The 16,772-nt window shown below is 63.0% G+C and carries 14 protein-coding genes, 1 tRNA gene and 1 pseudogene; 3 read left to right on the forward strand and 13 right to left on the reverse strand.

Annotated features, from left to right (window positions below):
- Window positions 1–7: 7 nt before the first annotated feature.
- Entirely contained in the window at window positions 8–697 is a 690-nt protein-coding gene (locus P9273_RS05915; RefSeq protein WP_278048056.1) for a hypothetical protein, read from the reverse strand.
- 218 nt (window positions 698–915) lie between these two features.
- On the opposite strand from P9273_RS05915, the gene P9273_RS05920 reads away from it, so the two are divergent.
- Window positions 916–1,167, forward strand: a complete 252-nt coding sequence (locus P9273_RS05920; protein ID WP_278048057.1) for a hypothetical protein — start codon at window positions 916–918, stop codon at window positions 1,165–1,167.
- 178 nt (window positions 1,168–1,345) lie between these two features.
- Window positions 1,346–1,411, forward strand: a pseudogene (locus tag P9273_RS05925) (DNA-binding response regulator); the annotation flags it as partial.
- Between the two features lie 272 nt (window positions 1,412–1,683).
- On the opposite strand, the gene P9273_RS05930 reads toward P9273_RS05925, so the two are convergent.
- A tRNA-Leu gene (locus P9273_RS05930) sits at window positions 1,684–1,768 on the reverse strand.
- Between the two features lie 183 nt (window positions 1,769–1,951).
- Between P9273_RS05930 and lipB the strand changes: the two genes are divergently transcribed.
- Window positions 1,952–2,695, forward strand: a complete 744-nt coding sequence (gene lipB / locus P9273_RS05935) for a lipoyl(octanoyl) transferase LipB (protein ID WP_278048058.1) — start codon at window positions 1,952–1,954, stop codon at window positions 2,693–2,695.
- 12 nt (window positions 2,696–2,707) lie between these two features.
- Here lipB and P9273_RS05940 read toward each other — a convergent pair whose 3' ends face one another.
- The 11 genes from P9273_RS05940 to nuoL form a co-directional block, all read right to left on the reverse strand.
- Window positions 2,708–3,958 carry a site-2 protease family protein gene (locus P9273_RS05940; RefSeq protein WP_278048059.1) on the reverse strand — a complete coding sequence of 417 codons (1,251 nt, stop codon included), beginning with the start codon at window positions 3,956–3,958 and terminating at the stop codon, window positions 2,708–2,710.
- A 613-nt stretch (window positions 3,959–4,571) separates the two neighbouring features.
- Window positions 4,572–5,255 (reverse strand): ABC transporter ATP-binding protein, encoded by a 684-nt coding sequence (locus P9273_RS05945; RefSeq protein ID WP_040999155.1) that lies wholly within the window; start codon window positions 5,253–5,255, stop codon window positions 4,572–4,574.
- On the reverse strand, window positions 5,252–6,538 hold the full coding sequence (locus P9273_RS05950; protein WP_278048060.1) for a lipoprotein-releasing ABC transporter permease subunit: 1,287 nt from the start codon (window positions 6,536–6,538) through the stop codon (window positions 5,252–5,254). The genes P9273_RS05945 and P9273_RS05950 overlap by 4 nt, the downstream gene beginning before the upstream one ends.
- Window positions 6,535–7,863 (reverse strand): proline--tRNA ligase, encoded by a 1,329-nt coding sequence (proS, locus tag P9273_RS05955; protein WP_278048061.1) that lies wholly within the window; start codon window positions 7,861–7,863, stop codon window positions 6,535–6,537. The genes P9273_RS05950 and proS overlap by 4 nt, the downstream gene beginning before the upstream one ends.
- 572 nt (window positions 7,864–8,435) lie before the next feature.
- Window positions 8,436–8,720: a DUF1467 family protein gene (locus P9273_RS05960; protein WP_278048062.1), complete on the reverse strand. Its 285-nt coding sequence runs from the start codon at window positions 8,718–8,720 to the stop codon at window positions 8,436–8,438.
- Window positions 8,717–9,121: a methylmalonyl-CoA epimerase gene (gene mce, locus P9273_RS05965; protein WP_278048063.1), complete on the reverse strand. Its 405-nt coding sequence runs from the start codon at window positions 9,119–9,121 to the stop codon at window positions 8,717–8,719. The genes P9273_RS05960 and mce overlap by 4 nt, the downstream gene beginning before the upstream one ends.
- Window positions 9,122–9,247: 126 nt before the next feature.
- Window positions 9,248–10,918, reverse strand: a complete 1,671-nt coding sequence (locus P9273_RS05970; protein WP_278048064.1) for a ribonuclease J — start codon at window positions 10,916–10,918, stop codon at window positions 9,248–9,250.
- 95 nt (window positions 10,919–11,013) lie between these two features.
- Window positions 11,014–11,835, reverse strand: coding sequence for a biotin--[acetyl-CoA-carboxylase] ligase (locus tag P9273_RS05975; protein WP_278048065.1), 822 nt, complete (start codon window positions 11,833–11,835; stop codon window positions 11,014–11,016).
- 4 nt (window positions 11,836–11,839) lie between these two features.
- The gene (gene nuoN / locus P9273_RS05980) at window positions 11,840–13,276 is read right to left on the reverse strand and encodes an NADH-quinone oxidoreductase subunit NuoN (RefSeq protein ID WP_278048066.1); all 1,437 of its coding nucleotides are present in this window, start codon (window positions 13,274–13,276) and stop codon (window positions 11,840–11,842) included.
- A 14-nt stretch (window positions 13,277–13,290) separates the two neighbouring features.
- The gene (locus tag P9273_RS05985; RefSeq protein ID WP_278048067.1) at window positions 13,291–14,796 is read right to left on the reverse strand and encodes an NADH-quinone oxidoreductase subunit M; all 1,506 of its coding nucleotides are present in this window, start codon (window positions 14,794–14,796) and stop codon (window positions 13,291–13,293) included.
- Entirely contained in the window at window positions 14,796–16,769 is a 1,974-nt protein-coding gene (nuoL, locus tag P9273_RS05990; RefSeq protein ID WP_278048068.1) for an NADH-quinone oxidoreductase subunit L, read from the reverse strand. The genes P9273_RS05985 and nuoL overlap by 1 nt, the downstream gene beginning before the upstream one ends.
- Between the last annotated feature and the right edge of the window lie 3 nt (window positions 16,770–16,772).

The following is a 16,772-nucleotide window of genomic DNA, read 5'->3' on the forward strand; positions in this document are numbered from 1 at the left end:
GTCGCCACTATCCCCGAGTCGGTGGTTCGTGTGTTGTTTGAGATTCACCTGGGCGAGAACGCTGACGGGCGGAGTGGACAAATTCCAGGAGAGATTCTCTTCTGCTCCGATGAAACTCGAGGACGCTGCGCGCTAAGTTGCGTGGCGTCGGCCGAAAGTGACTAGCCGCCGCGAACGCGCCCACGTCGTTTCCCGAACCGGCTATCAACCGTGCCATGCCTTTTCGGGTAAGCCACCAGCGCTCGAAAGCCCGATCGTTCCGGTTCTGGAAAACAGTCGCGGCAGTCCAGAGAGAGGCAAGCCATTGCAGGCTGCAGAAGACAGGGCGCAGGGCCGGCGCTCGTGGTTCCAGCAAAGAGAAGGTCCAGCCGAGACCGTTTATTGTGCGGACGACCGGCACCTGACAGCGCACTGCCGACGGGGTGAGCAAATTGGGTTTGGTGTCGAAGCTTTGGATGATGTCCGGCCGGGCCTCTGCCATCAACCCCCGGACCGAGCGCAATGCGCTCAATTGCGCACTGCCAACGGCAAATCGATCGAGTTCAATGCGACGATGCGGAATTCCGTGGCGTAAAAACGCTGTCCCGTGGTCACTCCTTATGGCCGTCAGCCTAAAGCCCTTTTTGCGCAGCGACAGCACGAACGGAATACGCAGGCGATGGTCCTCGCCTCCTATGCAAACCAGGTAGGGGTCCATCTCGCCTCTCCCTAGAGGGCGGGGCACCTCAAGCGTACGACGTGGCTAGCGACTTGATTTTTTCTCATTGTCGGTTTGCAACCCTTGCGCCTGACATCCGCCCGGATCACGCTAGGGGCATGCTTGCCCACTGTCCTCGTCCGTTTGAATGAAGCAGAGTGCCCGCGCCGCTACCAGTGTACCGAACCAGCTTCGACGACGCAGTTGGCGGGCAGCGAGTGCGCGTTGTCGGCGCGGAACGCAATCCGTTCGTCGTGTCGGCATTCCGCGAAATGCTGGAATGCGATGGTCATTTCGAGCTGGTGAACGCCGTGCAGAGCGGCAAGCAGTTCCTGGACCCGACGGCGGAGGCCGGCTTCGATCTAGCCGTCATCGGCTGGAAGCTTGCTGACATGGACGGCGCCGAAATCCTCGGAAGTCCAGAACCGCAAGCTCGACCTGCGCGTAACCGGGTTTTCCAACGATCATGACATCGGCATTCTGAAAAAGTGCGCGCGCCTTGGGGCGCAGGGCTATTGCTTCCAGTTCGACAATCCGCCTATCATTTTCGAGACGACCTGGCGGTCGCGCACGGGGCCGCTCCGCATCCCCTACATCGACATCAACAAGGTAAACACAGCTTACCGGCGTGAGCGCGAGCTGCTTGCGATGCTTTCCGATGGCTGGACCAATCTCCAGATCGCGACCCGGACCCGGGTCTCGGAGAACACCGTGAAGTGTCACCTCAAGAATCTCTACGACAAGCTCGGCGTGCGCAATCGCGCCATGACGGCGCGCTCTATTCGAGCGAAAAGCGTCGAAACCCCAAATCGTCCCTCGACTAATGCATATTGCCAAAAGTGCGCAGCGGTTTCGGAAACATGCCTCAAAACAAGAGTTGAAGCGCGTCGCCTGGATCCGTTTCAGCGCGACGCATTTGGCTCAAGGCCAGCCTGCGAGCTGCCGCCTCGATTGCGCCGGCCTTCAAACGAAACTTTCAGGGAGGATGGTGCGGTCGAGAAGACTCGAACTTCCACGGGTTGCCCCACAGCGACCTCAACGCTGCGCGTCTACCAATTCCGCCACGACCGCACGTGGTAGGAGCCGGAACCGTCCGGCCCGGGGCCTGTAGCAAATCGTTTCCGGCGAAACAAGTGCGCTGAGCGGAATATTCGTCGCTCATTTGCACAACCCTCCGCGGCCCGGCTTCATGCTGGCGAAACTGGACGTTTTGACCGATTGCCGCCATATGAGAGGAGCATCGAGAAAAGTTCCATGACAGAACGCAGCCAGATCGCCACGTCGTTCCTTCCCCTCCCCGGTTCGGCGCCGGTGGAATGGGTGATCGAACCCGGCCTGACGTCCTATCCGGACGCGCTAACCTTCATGGAAGCGCGCGCCGAGGCGATCCGCAGCGGTGCTGCCGGCGAGATGGTCTGGCTGGTCGAGCATCCGCCGCTCTACACCGCCGGAACCAGCGCGCGAATCGAAGACCTGATCGATCCCGATCGCTTTCCGGTCTTTGCCGCAGGGCGCGGCGGCGAATACACTTATCACGGCCCCGGCCAGCGCGTGGCCTATGTCATGCTTGACCTGAAGCGCCGGCGCGAGGACGTGCGCGCCTTCGTCGCAGCACTCGAGCAATGGATCATCGCCACACTTGCCGCCTTCAACGTGCGCGGCGAGCGGCGCGAGGACCGCGTCGGCGTCTGGGTGGTGCGGCCGGACCGGCCGGCGCTGCCGGATGGCATGCCGGCCGAAGACAAGATCGCGGCGATCGGCATCCGGCTGCGGCGCTGGGTGAGCTTTCATGGCATCGCCATCAATGTCGAGCCGGACCTCGGCCATTTCAGCGGCATCGTGCCCTGCGGCGTCTCGGACCATGGCGTGACCAGCCTCGTCGATCTCGGCCTGCCGGTCACCATGGCCGACCTCGACCTGGCACTGAAATCCGCCTTCGAGGATGTGTTCGGGCCTGCCGCCGTTCCGACGGCGGAGCCTGCTCGCAAGGTCGGCTGAGCCGCCCACTCGCTACATTAGTTGTGCGGACGCCCACAGCATGCCGTAACCATGGATGGCAAAGACGGCGAGCAGCGCGCCGGCCACGGCCAGCCGGTCGAAGGTCTTGATCGGCTTCAGCTCGTGGCGCGGCTTCACGCCGCTGCCCATGGTGATCAGGCTCAGCATCGCGAACACCGCACCCGCGATCAGCAGAAAGCTCGGCGAAAACCCGGCACGCCAGCCGATCGCCAGAAGCGCCGACAAAAGCAGGAAGGACGCCAGCGCCAGTACGACCGGCCCCGGGCAGATCTGGCGCAGCACCTGGCCGCCGTCGAATTTCCACACCGGCACGAGATTGGCGATGTTGAACAGCGACGCGCAGCCGGCAAGCGTCGCTAGGAGCATCGCGGCCAGTCGATGTCCTTCGCCGTCGGCGAAGCCGCTGGCGGCGATCAGCAGCGGCACCAGGAAAGCGGAGAAGCCGGCGCCCATCAGCGCCACGAACGCCACCTCGAAGCGGCTGTCATAGGGCCTGCCGCCGATAGCAATACCGCCAAGCAGCGGAATGAAGATCATCCGCGCCCGGCGATGCCCCGTCAGCCGGAAGGCGGCCATATGGCCGAGCTCGTGCAGGGCGACCACCGAGGTCAGGATTGCGGCAAGCGCAAAGCCGCCGGTATTGAGGCCGAATAACGGCCACAGGATCAGGGCCGAAAGCACGGCAAAGCCGACCTGGCTCAGCGGATGCTCGAACCAGCCGCCCTTGCGATAGGTGCCTGTCGCCGCCCAGACGTCCAGCTTGCGCAATTCGCGGCGCATGGCGAAGAAGCGGAAGATCAGGAAGGCGACGCCGCGATAGCGGTCGGTCTGGGTGAGCGTGACCCGCGTGGCGTCTCCCTCCGGCACAAGCTCGGCGGTCTCGCGATAATTCGCCCAGAACGAGGGATCGAGCGCCGTGTCCTCAATGACGGTCATCGAGAAGCGGCTGCCCTCGCCGACATCCTCGAACCGGGCCTTGCGTTCGATCGGCCGGTCGTCCCGACCATCCCAGGACAATCTGATCAGCGCCGTCCCCTCGCCGTCCAGGGGCTCGGCGGAGAGGATTTCGCCGGACCAGCCGGCGTCGCCGCCGAACGGCCACAGCGCCTGCCAGAGGCGATTGCGGTCGGCCTTGATCACGCGGCTGACCGTCACCGTACGCAGTCCGAGCGGTACGGTCATCAAAAGGAAGATCAGTCCGAGATTGCCGGCCACGAGGGTGACCGTGACGACGACTGACACCGAATTCGCTCCATGTCTTGAAGGAGCAGCCTAGCGCCGGCGCCGCCAAGAAAGACTTAACATGGGCGGGCTCTTGCCCGCCTGAACAACGGGCGGGCATTTGCCCGTCCCGTACAGCGGCGAGGCCGCCCGATCACATGGCGCCGATCCAGATCGCCATGGAAACGAGAAAGGTGCTCATGCAAACCAGCGAGACGACATCCTGAACCAGATCAGACATAACTCTCTCCGTTGTTAGAATGTTCGTAATTTGTTCTAATTTTGTTCGAATGTCAACGATAGCCGAGAGCACGCCTCAAAGAATTCGGGCGGTGCGTTTGAGCAGGGTTAAGGAAAGGTTAGCGGGCTCGCTGTGCGAGCACGTCGCAGCCGTTTGCGATTGGCCAATGCGCCGATGGCTTCGTCATTCTAGGGCGGAGCAAGGAGCGAAGCGACGCGCGCAGACCCTAGAATCCATGCCGTGAGATTGATGCTTCGCTACGGTGCAGAACAAGGCTTCCAGGAGCCGCCCTCTTCTGCGGCGTTGCATTCTTCAGCAGAGGTAAGGGAATGGATCCTAGGGTCTTCGCTCCGCTTCGCGGAGCTTCGCCCTAGGATGACGACATTGGAAGCCTCAGAGAGGCACCACCTTACCCTCGGCCAGCGTCACCCGTCGGTCCATGCGCGAGGCCAGCTCGTGGTTGTGGGTGGCGATCAGCGCCGCGAGGCCCGACTGCCGGACCAGCGCTTCCAGCGCGTCGAACACATAGGACGCGGTCGTTGGATCGAGATTGCCGGTCGGCTCGTCGGCCAGGAGCACCAGCGGCGCATTGGCGACGGCGCGGGCAATGGCGACGCGCTGCTGCTCGCCGCCGGAAAGCTCGGCCGGCCGATGATGCGCGCGCTTGCCGATCTGCATATAGTCGAGAAGCTGCGCCGCCCGCTCGGATGCTTCCTTGCGGCCGAGCCCTTTGATCAGCTGCGGCATCATGATGTTCTCGAGCGCGGAGAACTCCGGCAGCAAATGATGGAATTGATAGACGAAGCCGACGTCGTTGCGGCGGATCGCGGTGCGTTCCTCGTCCGACAGCCGCCCGCAGGCACGGCCGGCCAGGATCACGTCGCCGGCATCGGGCCGCTCCAGCAGGCCGGCCGTGTGCAGCAAGGTGGACTTGCCGGTACCCGACGGCGCGACCAGCGCCACCATCTCGCCGCGCCTGAGCGAAAAGTCCGCGCCGTTCAGAATGGTGAGCTTGCGCGGCCCCTGGACATAGTGCCGCTCGACGCCCTTCAACTCGATAATGGCCTCGGCCATCATTCGTACCTCAAGGCTTCGACGGGATCGAGCCGGGCAGCGCGCCAGGCCGGAAACACCGTCGCGAGGAACGACAGGGCCAGCGCCATGATCACGACATAGGTCGTCTCGCGCGGATCCATTTTCGCCGGCAACTGGCTGAGGAAATAGAGCTCGGGATTGAACAGGATCCTGCCGGTCATCCAGGAGAAGAACTGGCGGATCGATTCGATGTTGATGCAGATGACGACGCCGAGCAGCACGCCGGCGATCGTGCCCGTGACGCCGATCGCAGCGCCCGTCATCAGGAAGATGCGCAGGATCGCGCCGCGCGAGGCGCCCATCGTGCGCAGGATGGCGATGTCGTGGCCCTTGTCCTTCACCAGCATGATGAGGCCGGAAATGATGTTGAGCGCCGCCACCAGCACGATCAGCGTGAGAATCATGAACATGACGTTGCGCTCGACCTGCAGGGCCGAGAAGAAGGTCTCGTTGCGCTGGCGCCAGTCGACGAGATCGACCGGCCGCTGCGCCGCCTGCTCGACCAGCGGCTTCAGCGCGTCGACATTGTCGGGATTGTCGACATAGATCTCGATGGTCTGCGCGCGCCCGTCCATGTTGAAATAGAGCTGCGCTTCGGAAAACGGCATGTAGACGATCGAGCTGTCATATTCCGACATGCCGACCTCGAAGATCGCCGCCACCTTGTAGCCCTTCATGCGCGGCGTGGTGCCGAGCGGCGTCACGTCGCCTTCCGGCGAGATCAGCGTGATGGTGTCGCCGAGCACCAGCCCGAGGCTTTCCGCCATGCGCTTGCCGATCGCCACGCCGTCGCCGGTGTCGAAGCCGTCGAGCGTGCCTTGTTTGATGTTGCTGGCGACGATCTGGATCTTGCCAAGGTCCTCACCGCGAATGCCACGCACCAGGGCGCCCGTGCCGCCGCCGACATTGCCTTGCGCCAGCACCTGGCCGTCGATCAGCGGAATGGCGTATTTGACGCCCGAAACACCGTTGATGCGGCTCGCCACCTGGGCGTAATCCTCCAGCGGCGAATCGAGCGGCTGCACGATGAGATGGCCGTTGACGCCGAGGATGCGGGTGAGCAGCTCGGCGCGAAAACCGTTCATCACCGCCATGACGACGATCAGCGTCGCGACGCCGAGCATGATGCCGAGGAAGGAGATCGAGGCGATGACCGAGATCACCGTTTCCTTGCGGCGCGAGCGCAGATAGCGCCAGGCCACCATCCGCTCGAAGCCGGAGAAAGCGCCCGCCGCCGATCTGGCCGCTACCGCTGCCTCGCTCATGCGGCGATACCCAGACGCTTCTTGGCCTCGGCGATCGGCAGCGTCTCGCGCTCGCCCGACTTGCGGTTCTTGATCTCGACCTCGCCGGCGGCAACGCCGCGCGGGCCGACGATCACCTGCCACGGCAGGCCGATCAGGTCCGCGGTGGCGAACTTGCCGCCGGGACGCTGGTCTGTGTCGTCATAGAGCACGTCCTTGCCGGCAGCGTTAAGCGCAGCATAGAGCTCGTCGCAGACGCGGTCGCATTCGGCGTCGCCGACCTTCATGTTGATCAGGCCGATGTCGAAGGGCGCCACCGCTTCCGGCCAGATGATGCCGTTCTCGTCATGGCTCGCCTCGATGATCGCCGCGACCAGCCGCGAAGGACCGATGCCGTAGGAGCCACCCGAGGCGTAGTGGTCCTTGCCGTCGGGACCGGTCACCTTGGCGTTCATCGGCTTGGAGTATTTCTCGCCGAAATGGAAGATATGGCCGACTTCGATGCCGCGCGCGGAGAGTCGGTCGCCTTCGGCGACTTTCTCCCAAGCTGCCTCGTCATGCATTTCGTCGGTGGCGGCATATGGCGTCGTCCATTTCTTCACGATGCCGCCGATCTCGGCATCGTTTGAGAAGTTGGTGTCCGCGCCCGGCACGTCGAGCGCGAGATAGGCGCGGTCGCAGAACACCTGGCTCTCGCCGGTCTCCGCCAGGATGATGAACTCATGGCTGAGGTCGCCGCCGATCGGACCGGTATCGGCGCGCATCGGAATGGCCTGCAGGCCCATGCGCGTGAACGTCCTGAGATAGGAGACGAACATGCGGTTGTAGGCGGCCCTGGCGCCTTCGAAATCGAGGTCGAAGGAATAGGCATCCTTCATCAGGAACTCTCTGCTGCGCATCACGCCGAAGCGCGGGCGCACCTCGTCGCGGAACTTCCACTGGATGTGATAGAGATTGAGCGGCAGGTCCTTGTAGGATTTCACGTAAGCGCGAAAAATCTCGGTGACCATCTCCTCGTTGGTCGGGCCGTAGAGCATGTCACGGTCCTGGCGGTCCTTGATGCGCAGCATCTCCTTGCCGTAATCGTTGTAACGGCCGCTTTCGCGCCACAGATCGGCCGACTGGATGGTCGGCATCAGGATTTCCAGCGCGCCGGCGCGGTTCTGTTCCTCGCGGATGATCTGGCAGACCTTGTCCAGCACGCGCTTGCCCAATGGCAACCACGAAAAGCTGCCCTGCCCCTGCTGGCGGATCATGCCGGCGCGCAGCATCAGCCGGTGCGAGACAATCTCGGCCTCGCGGGGATTTTCTTTGAGAATGGGCAGGAAATAGCGCGACAAACGCATGGACTGGTCCGTGAATGAAGATGGGGCGCGGGAATCGGCGCGCCTCAGGCTGATTGCCCGGGCTTCATAGCCATTTCATGGCCGAATGGAAACCCGAGTGCCCCAAAGTATCGGACCTTCTGCACCTTACCAAAAAGACGATTTTGGCTGCAAAGTGCCGCGAATGGCTTTTTGATCGATTCACAAGCAAGCCCTGCCGTACTATTGTGCAGTGCAGCACGATATTGCCTGTTTGGAGGCAAAATTCTTCGTGACATTTTCACCTGCCTTGGTCTAGTGTGCGCCGATAACCGAGAGGGCGGAGAAAAATCTGCTCTCCTACGCGGTCAAAGTCTTGGGAGGATGCGATCTAGGCGCGGTAACTCGCTGCCGCCGGACACCGGAAACGGATCGGACGCGTTTAAATTGCAAGGCCTCGTGCCTTGCATTTTTTTTGTGCAATCATCTGCTTAGCACAACCATCTGCCAAACGACGTCAGGCATGATCGGGCGCCGGAATCGGAAGCCGGCTTCCGATCTCAACCTTGGCGCGCGCATGCTGCTCAATACTTGCGGAAACTAGGCCCGCAGCGTCAGTGACTGGCGTCCGGCGTGAAGTTCGGCATGATCCGGATGATGTCGTCAAAGCTGAACCCCAGGCCCATCGTCAGGCCGTAGAGAATGCCCATCACCACCACCGTCACGACCGTCGCGCGGAGGAAAGCGCGCAGCATATGCGGGCCGCGCGGCGCGCTGGAAACGGTGCCAAGCGTGACATCCTGATCGTCGTCCTGGGTGCGCAGGCTGAACGGGAGAACAATAAACAGCACCAGCCACCAGGTGACGAAGAACAGCGCGGTGAACAGGATCCAGTTCATGCCTGCTCCAGTTCGACCAACGTGCCGAAGAAATCCTTGGGATGCAGGAACAGCACCGGCTTGCCATGCGCGCCGATCTTCGGGTTGCCGTCGCCCAGCACGCGTGCGCCGCTTTGCTTCAAATGATCGCGGGCAGCCAGGATATCGTCAACCTCATAGCAGACGTGATGCATGCCGCCCGAAGGGTTCTTCTCGAGGAACGTAGCGATGGGCGATTTCTCGCCCAGCGGCTCCAGCAGTTCGATCTTGGTGTTGCCGACATCGACGAACACGACGGTCACGCCATGCTCAGGCAGCGCCTGCGGCTCGCTCAATCGCGCGCCCAGCATATCGCGGTAGGCGGCAACCGCCGCGGCCAGGTCCGGCACGGCAAGCGCGACATGGTTCAGGCGTCCAAGCATAAGGCGCTCCGCTTTAGGGGAGTAAGGCAGTAGGGCAGTAAGGGAGTAGGGGAAAACAGGCTGAAGAAAGTAACCGCTCGTTCTTCCCTACTCCCCTACTGCCTTACTCGCCTATTCCCTTGTTCGTCACCGCGTGACGAATACCGTCACCAGCGGCTTCTTGCCCCAGGCCTCGTTGGCGGCGCTGCGCACGGCGCGGCGCACCGCCTCCTGCACCAGGTCGAGGTCTTTTCGGCGCTGACGCGGAATGGAGTCCACCGCGCCGATTGCCGCATCGAGCATCAGGTCCTCCAGCGTCTCGCCGCTGGCATCCGCTTCCGCAACGCCGATCGCCACAAGGTCGGGGTCGCCGGCAAGCTCATATTTGTCGTCGAGCACGACATTGACCGCGACATGGCCGGCGAAGGAAAGCTTGCGGCGATCGCGTATGCCCATCGCCTGGTCGGTGCCGATCAACAGGCCGTCCTTGTAGAGCCGGCCGAACGGCACCTGGTCGATAATCGTCGCCGGGCCGGGCCACAGCCTCAGCATGTCGCCGTCGCGCACCTGCGCCACCTGGCCGATGCCCGACATCGACATCAACGAGCCCTGCGCCACCAGATGCGCCGCCTCGCCATGCACGGGAACGCCGATCTGCGGCCGCACCCATTCATACATCTTGCGCAATTCGCTGCGGCGCGGATGGCCGGAGACATGCACCAGCGCGTCGCCGTCCTCGATGATCTTCATGCCGAGATCGATCAGCCGGTTCTTGATCTCGAGGATCGCCTTCTCGTTGCCTGGAATGGTGCGAGAGGAAAACACGACCGTATCGCCGGCGGTCAGCGCCACCGACTTCATCTCGTCGCGAGACAGCTTTGCCAGCGCCGCCAGCGGCTCGCCCTGGCTGCCGGTGCAGATGATCACCAGGTTCTCGCGCGGGATATAGCCGTAATCTTCCTCGGAGATGAACTCCGGCAGCCCGTCCATATAGCCGAGCTCGCCCGCCACATCGATGACGCGCTTCAGCGAGCGGCCGAGCACGAGGCACTGGCGGCCGGCATCGCGTGCCGCCCTGGCGATCGAGACGATGCGTCCGACATTGGAGGAGAAGGTAGTGACCGCGACGCGGCCTTTGGCTTGCTCGATGACACCCTTGAGACCCTCGCCGACCGCCACTTCCGACGGCGATTCCCCTTCCCTCAATGCGTTGGTGGAATCACAGATCAGCGCCAGCACGCCCTTGTCGCCATAGGCGCGGAAGCGTGCTTCGTCGGTCTTGGGGCCGATCGTCGGCGCAGGATCGATCTTCCAGTCGCCGGTGTGGATCACCGTGCCCGCGGGCGTGGTGATCGCCAGCGACATCGGCTCGGGAATCGAGTGCGCCACCGGGATCGCCTCGATCTCGAAAGGTCCGATGGTGAACGTCTCGCCGGCCCGGTAAATCGACGCCGGGATCTTCGGCGCGTTCTGCTCACCCTGCCGCTTGGCTTCGAGCAGGCCGGCGGTGAAAGGCGTCATCCACACAGGGACTTTAAGCTTCGGCCAGATATCCAGCAGCGCGCCGTAATGATCCTCATGCGCGTGGGTGATGACGATGCCGCGCAGCCCGTCGATATTCTCCTCGATGAAGCGCGTATCGGGCAGGATCAGATCGACGCCGGGATGCGACGAGTCCGGAAAGGTGACGCCGACATCGACGATGATCCATTCGCGCGCGTCCGCGGGCCCATAGCCGTAAAGGGCGAAGTTCATGCCGATCTCGCCGACGCCGCCCAGCGGCGCGAAGACGAGTTCGGCGTTTTCTCTGTTCGCCATGAATCCTTTCCTTCCTGGCCGTCAGGCCAAGCCGTTGGAGCAAATCCCCGAAAAGCGTGTCACGGCTTTCCCTCCGGAACTGCACAAAAACAAAACTATACCCGGGCCGAAGCGACGGCGCCGAAATGCACGTCGCCGGCCGCGATCGTCAAAACCGATCCCTCATCGTCGCGGATCACGAAACGGCAGTCCTCGTCAATGGTTTCGAAGACGCCACGCACGACATTGCCGTCAATTCTGACAGCAACCTCGCCGCCGAGCCCTGCCGCGCGGGCAAGCCAGCGCTTTCTGATGGCATCGAGCCCGCGCCCGTCATCCCATATCCGGGCATTCTCGCTCCAGGCATCCGAAAGCGCCAGGAACAGCGTTTCGGCATCGCAATCGGCGCCCAATGCCTGCAGCGACGTCGCCGGATAAGGCAGATTTTCCGGGTAAGCCACGACATTGACGCCGATGCCGATGGCAACCGCGAAGCGGCTCCCCTCCAGCATGGTCGATTCCAGCAGGATGCCGGCAAGCTTGGCGTCCGAAGCCAGCACGTCGTTCGGCCATTTCAGCTCGAAGCGGTTGCGGCCCTGGCTTGCGCCATCCAAGGCGACGGCGATCCGGCCTTTCGGCACGACGGCGTCGAGCGCGTCGGCCAGCGCCAGCCCCGCGACGAAGCCGAGCGTCGCGGCCAGCCGAAGCTCGCCGCCGGGGACCAGGAGCAGTGTCGCAGCGAGATTGCCCTCGGGCGTCGCCCAGGCGCGGCCACGCCGACCGCGGCCGCTCTCCTGCTTCTTCGAAACGACCCACAGCTTGCCTGGATCGCCGGCGCGCGCATGCTCCAGCGCCAGCGCGTTTGTCGAGCCGACGCTGTCATGCGCCTCGAGCCGGAACCCCTCCGACGCCGCGGTTGGAGCCAGCCGAAATGCCATCCCGTCAGAAGAAGGTCTTCGCGGCGGCTTCGGCATAATTGCCGACCGGCCCGCCGATCAGCACGTAGAACAGCACGAAGGCGCCGCTGACGCCGAGCACCAGGCGCAGCTCGCTCGCCATAGGCACGAAGCCGCCGACCGGCTCGTCGAACCACATGATCTTGATGATGCGCAGGTAATAATAGGCGCCCACCACCGAAGCCAGCACGCCGATGATCGCCAGCGCATAGAGATGCGCGTTGATGGCCGCGAGGAACACGTACCACTTCCCCCAGAAGCCGGCGAGCGGCGGAATGCCGGCCAGCGAGAACATCAGGATGGTAAGGATGGTCGCCATGATCGGGTTGGTCGAGGCGAGACCGGCCAGGTCGCCGATCTGCTCGACATTACCTTCCTTGCGCCGCATGGCGAGGATGAAGGCGAAGGTGCCGAGCGTCATTACCAGATAGATCAGCATGTAGATGGCGACGCCCCGCACGCCGGCCTGGCTGTTGGCGGCAAGGCCGACCAGCGCATAGCCCATGTGGCCGATCGAGGAGTAGGCCATCAGACGCTTGATGTTGGTCTGGCCGATGGCAGCGAAAGAACCCAGCGCCATGGAGGCGATCGAAATGAAAACGACGATCTGCTGCCAGTCGGAGGCGATCGGCTTGAAGGCGCCCATGGTGACGCGCACGATCAGCGCCATCGCCGCCATTTTCGGCGCGGCGGCCAGGAATGCGGTGATCGGGGTCGGCGCGCCTTCATAGACATCCGGCGTCCACATGTGGAACGGCACGGCCGAGATCTTGAAGGCGAGGCCGGCAAGCACGAACACCAGACCGAAGACGAGGCCGAGCTGGCGCTCGCCGCTGCCAAGCGCCGTGGCGATCTCCTGGAAACCAGTATTGCCGGTATAGCCGTAGACGAGGCTGATGCCGTAAAGCAGCATGCCCGACGACAGCGCGCCGAGGACGAAGTATTTCAGCCCCGCCTCGGTCGAGCGCAGATTGTCGCGGTTGATGGCCGCCAGCACGTAGATCGCCAGCGACTGCAGCTCGAGCCCGAGATAGAGCCCGATCATGCCGTTGGCCGAGATCATCAGCATCATGCCGAGCGTGCAGAGCAGGATAAGCACCGGGAATTCGAACTTGTCGAAATGTTCCTGCTTGGCAAAGCGCATCGACATGACCAGCGTCACCGCAGAGCCGATCAGCGCCAGCATCTTCATGAAACCGCCGAAGGAATCCTGGACAAAGGCGCCGCCATAGGCAGCGCCCTGACCGCCGGAGAAAGCGAGCCACAGGCCGGCCACAACGAGAACGAGAACGGCAAGGCCGGTCACGGTCATGGTGCTGTTGGAGCGCGAATAGGCCCCGATCAGCAGGAGCACCAGCGCGCCGACGGCGAGGATCAGTTCCGGTGTCGAGAGCGAAAGGCTGGAGATAAGGTCCGGCGTCATGGTCTATTCCCCAGTCAGTTCGCCGCCGCGGTCTGCGCGGAATTGATGGATGCGGTGACGTTGGTGACGAGCGTCTTGACCGATTGGGCCGTCGCGTCGAACACCGGCGCCGGATAGACGCCAAAGAAGATGACCAGAACCACCAGCGGATAGACGATCGCCTTCTCGCGCGGCGAAAGATCAAGCAGGTTCTTCAGGCTGTCCTTGGTCAGCGCACCGAAGATCACCCGGCGATAGAGCCACAGCGCGTAGGCCGCCGACAGGATGACGCCGGTGGCGGCGAAGAACGCTACCCAGGTGTTGACCCGGAAGACACCGAGCATGGTCAGGAATTCGCCGATGAAGCCGCTGGTGCCCGGAAGGCCGACATTGGCCATGGTGAAAATCATGAACACGGTGGCGTATTTCGGCATGTTGTTGACCAGGCCGCCATAGGCGTCGATCTCGCGCGTATGCATCCGGTCATAGATGACGCCGACACACAGGAACAGCGCGCCCGAGACGAGGCCGTGGCTGAGCATCTGGAAGATCGCGCCCTGCACGCCTTCCTGGTTCATCGCGAAGATGCCCATGGTGACGAAGCCCATATGGGCGACCGACGAATAGGCGATCAGCTTCTTCATGTCCTCCTGCATCAACGCCACCAGCGAGGTGTAGATGATGGCGACGACGGAGAGCGTGAACACCAGCGGCGCGAACATCGCCGATGCTTCCGGGAACATCGGCAGCGAGAAGCGCAGGAAGCCGTACCCGCCCATCTTCAGCAGGATGCCTGCCAGGATGACGGAGCCCGCGGTCGGTGCCTCGACGTGGGCGTCGGGCAACCAGGTGTGCACCGGCCACATCGGCATCTTCACCGCGAAGGAGGCGAAGAAGGCGAGCCACAGCCAGGTCTGCATGTTGGCCGGGAAGTGATGCGTCAGAAGCGTCGGGATGTCGGTGGTGCCCGACTGGAAGAACATTGCCATGACGGCGAGCAGCATCAGCACCGAGCCGGCCAGCGTATAGAGGAAGAACTTGAACGAGGCATAGACGCGCCGCTTTCCGCCCCAGACGCCGATGATGATGAACATCGGGATCAGGCCCGCCTCGAAGAAGACGTAGAACAGGACGATGTCGAGCGCGCAGAACACGCCGATCATCAGCGTCTCGAGGATCAGGAAGGCGATCATGTAGGCCTTGACCCGTTTCTCGATGGCGTCCCAGGAGGCCAGTATGCAAAGCGGCATCAGGAAGGTGGTCAGGATGACGAACAGCATCGAGATGCCGTCGACGCCCATATGGTAGGAGATGCCCGAATCCAGCCAGGCATGCTTCTCGACGAACTGGAAGCCGGCCTGCGAATTGTCGAAGCCCGTCCAGATGAACAGCGAGATCACGAAGGTGAACGCCGTCGTGATGAAGGCGATCGCGCGGATGTTGCGGCGCGCGTTTGCGCTGTCGTCGCTGATCGGCAGAATGAGGAGAACACCAACCAGCGGCAGGAAGGTGACCAGCGAGAGGATTGGCCAGTCGGTCATCAGAGCATCATCCAGGTGACGAGAGCGGCCACGCCGATCAGCATGGCGAAGGCGTAATGGTAAAGATAGCCGGTCTGCAGCTTGACGACCCGGTTGGTGACGTCGACGACGCGCGCCGAGATGCCGTCAGGCCCGAGCCCGTCAATGACGGCCCCGTCACCGGTCTTCCACAGGAACCTGCCGAGGCGCTTGACCGGCCGCACGAACAGGAAGTCGTAGAGCTCGTCGAAGTACCACTTGTTGAGCAGGAAAGCATAAAGCAGGCGATGATTGGCGGCGACGCTCCGGGGGAGTTCCGGCGAGCGGATGTAGAATTTCCAGGCGACCGCGAGGCCGATCACCATGGCGACGAATGGCGCGAGTTCGACCCAGAGCGGCAATTCGTGGATCTCGTGCAGGATGTGGTTGTCCGGCAGCGTGAACAGCGATGCCTTCCAGAATTCGGCGTAACCCTCGCCGATGAAGGCGCCGTGGAAGATGATGCCGGCAAACAGCGCGCCGGCCGCCAGCACATAGAGCGGCACCAGCATCACCGGCGGCGATTCATGGACGTGGTGCATGACCTCGTGGCTGGCGCGCGGCTCGCCATGGAAGGTCATGAAGATCAGCCGCCACGAATAGAAGCTTGTGAAGGCGGCGGCGATCACGAGCAGGATGAAGGCAAAGCCGGCGACCGCATTGTGGCCGGCGAAGGAGGTCTCTATGATGGCGTCCTTGGAGAAGAATCCGGCGGTGCCGATCACCGTCGCCGGAATTCCGACGCCGGTCAGCGCCAGCGTGCCGATGATCATCATCCAGTAGGTTGCCGGGATGAGATTGCGAAGGCCGCCCATCTTGCGCATGTCCTGCTCGTCGGACACCGCATGAATGACCGAGCCGGAGCCGAGGAACAGCAGCGCCTTGAAGAATGCGTGTGTGAACAGGTGGAAGATCGCCGCGCCATAGGCGCCGACGCCGAGCGCGACGAACATATAGCCGAGCTGCGAGCAGGTCGAATAGGCGATGACGCGCTTGATGTCGTTCTGGACCAGGCCGACGGTCGCCGCGAAGAAGGCGGTAAAGGCGCCGATGAAGGTGACGACGGTCAGCGCCGTATGCGACAGCTCGAACAGCGGCGAGAGCCTCGCCAGCATGAAGACACCGGCGGTCACCATGGTCGCCGCGTGGATGAGCGCGGAGACCGGCGTCGGACCTTCCATGGCGTCCGGCAGCCAGGTGTGAAGCGGCACCTGCGCCGACTTGCCCATGGCGCCCATGAAGAGCAGCAGGCAGACCACGGTCAGCGCCGTCTGCTTGTCGAGCGCATGTCCGAGGAAGGTGAGCACGGCGGCACTCGCCGGCGCGCCTTCGGCCGGCAGGAAGGATGCTGCATTGGCGAACACTGTGCTCAGATTGACCGAGCCGAACAGCACGAACACGCCGAAGATGCCGAGCGCGAAGCCGAAGTCGCCGACGCGGTTGACGACGAAAGCCTTGATGGCCGCGGCATTGGCCGACGGCTTCTTGTACCAGAAGCCGATCAGGAGATAGGAGGCCAGACCGACGCCTTCCCAGCCGAAGAACATCTGGATCAGGTTGTCTGCCGTCACCAGCATCAGCATCGCGAAGGTGAACAGCGACAGATAGGCGAAGAAGCGCGGCCGGTTCGGGTCGTGATGCATGTAACCGATCGAATAGATGTGAACCAGCGCCGACACGGTGTTGACGACGATCAGCATCACCACCGTCAGCGTGTCGATCCTGAGCGCCCAGGAGGCGTCGACGCCGCCCGACTGGATCCAGCGCAGCACCGGCACGGTGAACACCTCGCCATGGCCGAAGCCGACGGTGAAGAATGCGATCCACGACAGCACCGCCGCGATCACCAGGAAGCCGGAGGTGATGTATTCGGAGGCCTTGGCGCCGAGCGAATTGCCGAACAGGCCGACAATCAGGAAGCCAAGCAGCGGAAGGAAGACGATAGCCTGATACATGAT

Origin of the sequence: Mesorhizobium sp. WSM4935, assembly GCF_029625735.1 — a bacterium.
GTDB lineage: Bacteria > Pseudomonadota > Alphaproteobacteria > Rhizobiales > Rhizobiaceae > Mesorhizobium.

Excerpts from the sequence above, each read along its gene's own strand:
- P9273_RS05960 (WP_278048062.1), bottom strand. The coding sequence starts at position 8,720 with ATGAACTGGATCCTGTTCACCGCGCTGTTCTTCGTCACCTGGTGGCTG.
- nuoN (WP_278048066.1), bottom strand. The coding sequence starts at position 13,276 with ATGACGCCGGACCTTATCTCCAGCCTTTCGCTCTCGACACCGGAACTG.
- P9273_RS05915 (WP_278048056.1), bottom strand. The coding sequence starts at position 697 with ATGGACCCCTACCTGGTTTGCATAGGAGGCGAGGACCATCGCCTGCGT.
- P9273_RS05970 (WP_278048064.1), bottom strand. The coding sequence starts at position 10,918 with ATGGCGAACAGAGAAAACGCCGAACTCGTCTTCGCGCCGCTGGGCGGC.
- P9273_RS05950 (WP_278048060.1), bottom strand. The coding sequence starts at position 6,538 with ATGAGCGAGGCAGCGGTAGCGGCCAGATCGGCGGCGGGCGCTTTCTCC.
- nuoL (WP_278048068.1), bottom strand. The coding sequence starts at position 16,769 with ATGTATCAGGCTATCGTCTTCCTTCCGCTGCTTGGCTTCCTGATTGTC.
- lipB (WP_278048058.1), top strand. The coding sequence starts at position 1,952 with ATGACAGAACGCAGCCAGATCGCCACGTCGTTCCTTCCCCTCCCCGGT.
- P9273_RS05975 (WP_278048065.1), bottom strand. The coding sequence starts at position 11,835 with ATGGCATTTCGGCTGGCTCCAACCGCGGCGTCGGAGGGGTTCCGGCTC.
- P9273_RS05945 (WP_040999155.1), bottom strand. The coding sequence starts at position 5,255 with ATGATGGCCGAGGCCATTATCGAGTTGAAGGGCGTCGAGCGGCACTAT.
- proS (WP_278048061.1), bottom strand. The coding sequence starts at position 7,863 with ATGCGTTTGTCGCGCTATTTCCTGCCCATTCTCAAAGAAAATCCCCGC.
- P9273_RS05985 (WP_278048067.1), bottom strand. The coding sequence starts at position 14,796 with ATGACCGACTGGCCAATCCTCTCGCTGGTCACCTTCCTGCCGCTGGTT.
- mce (WP_278048063.1), bottom strand. The coding sequence starts at position 9,121 with ATGCTTGGACGCCTGAACCATGTCGCGCTTGCCGTGCCGGACCTGGCC.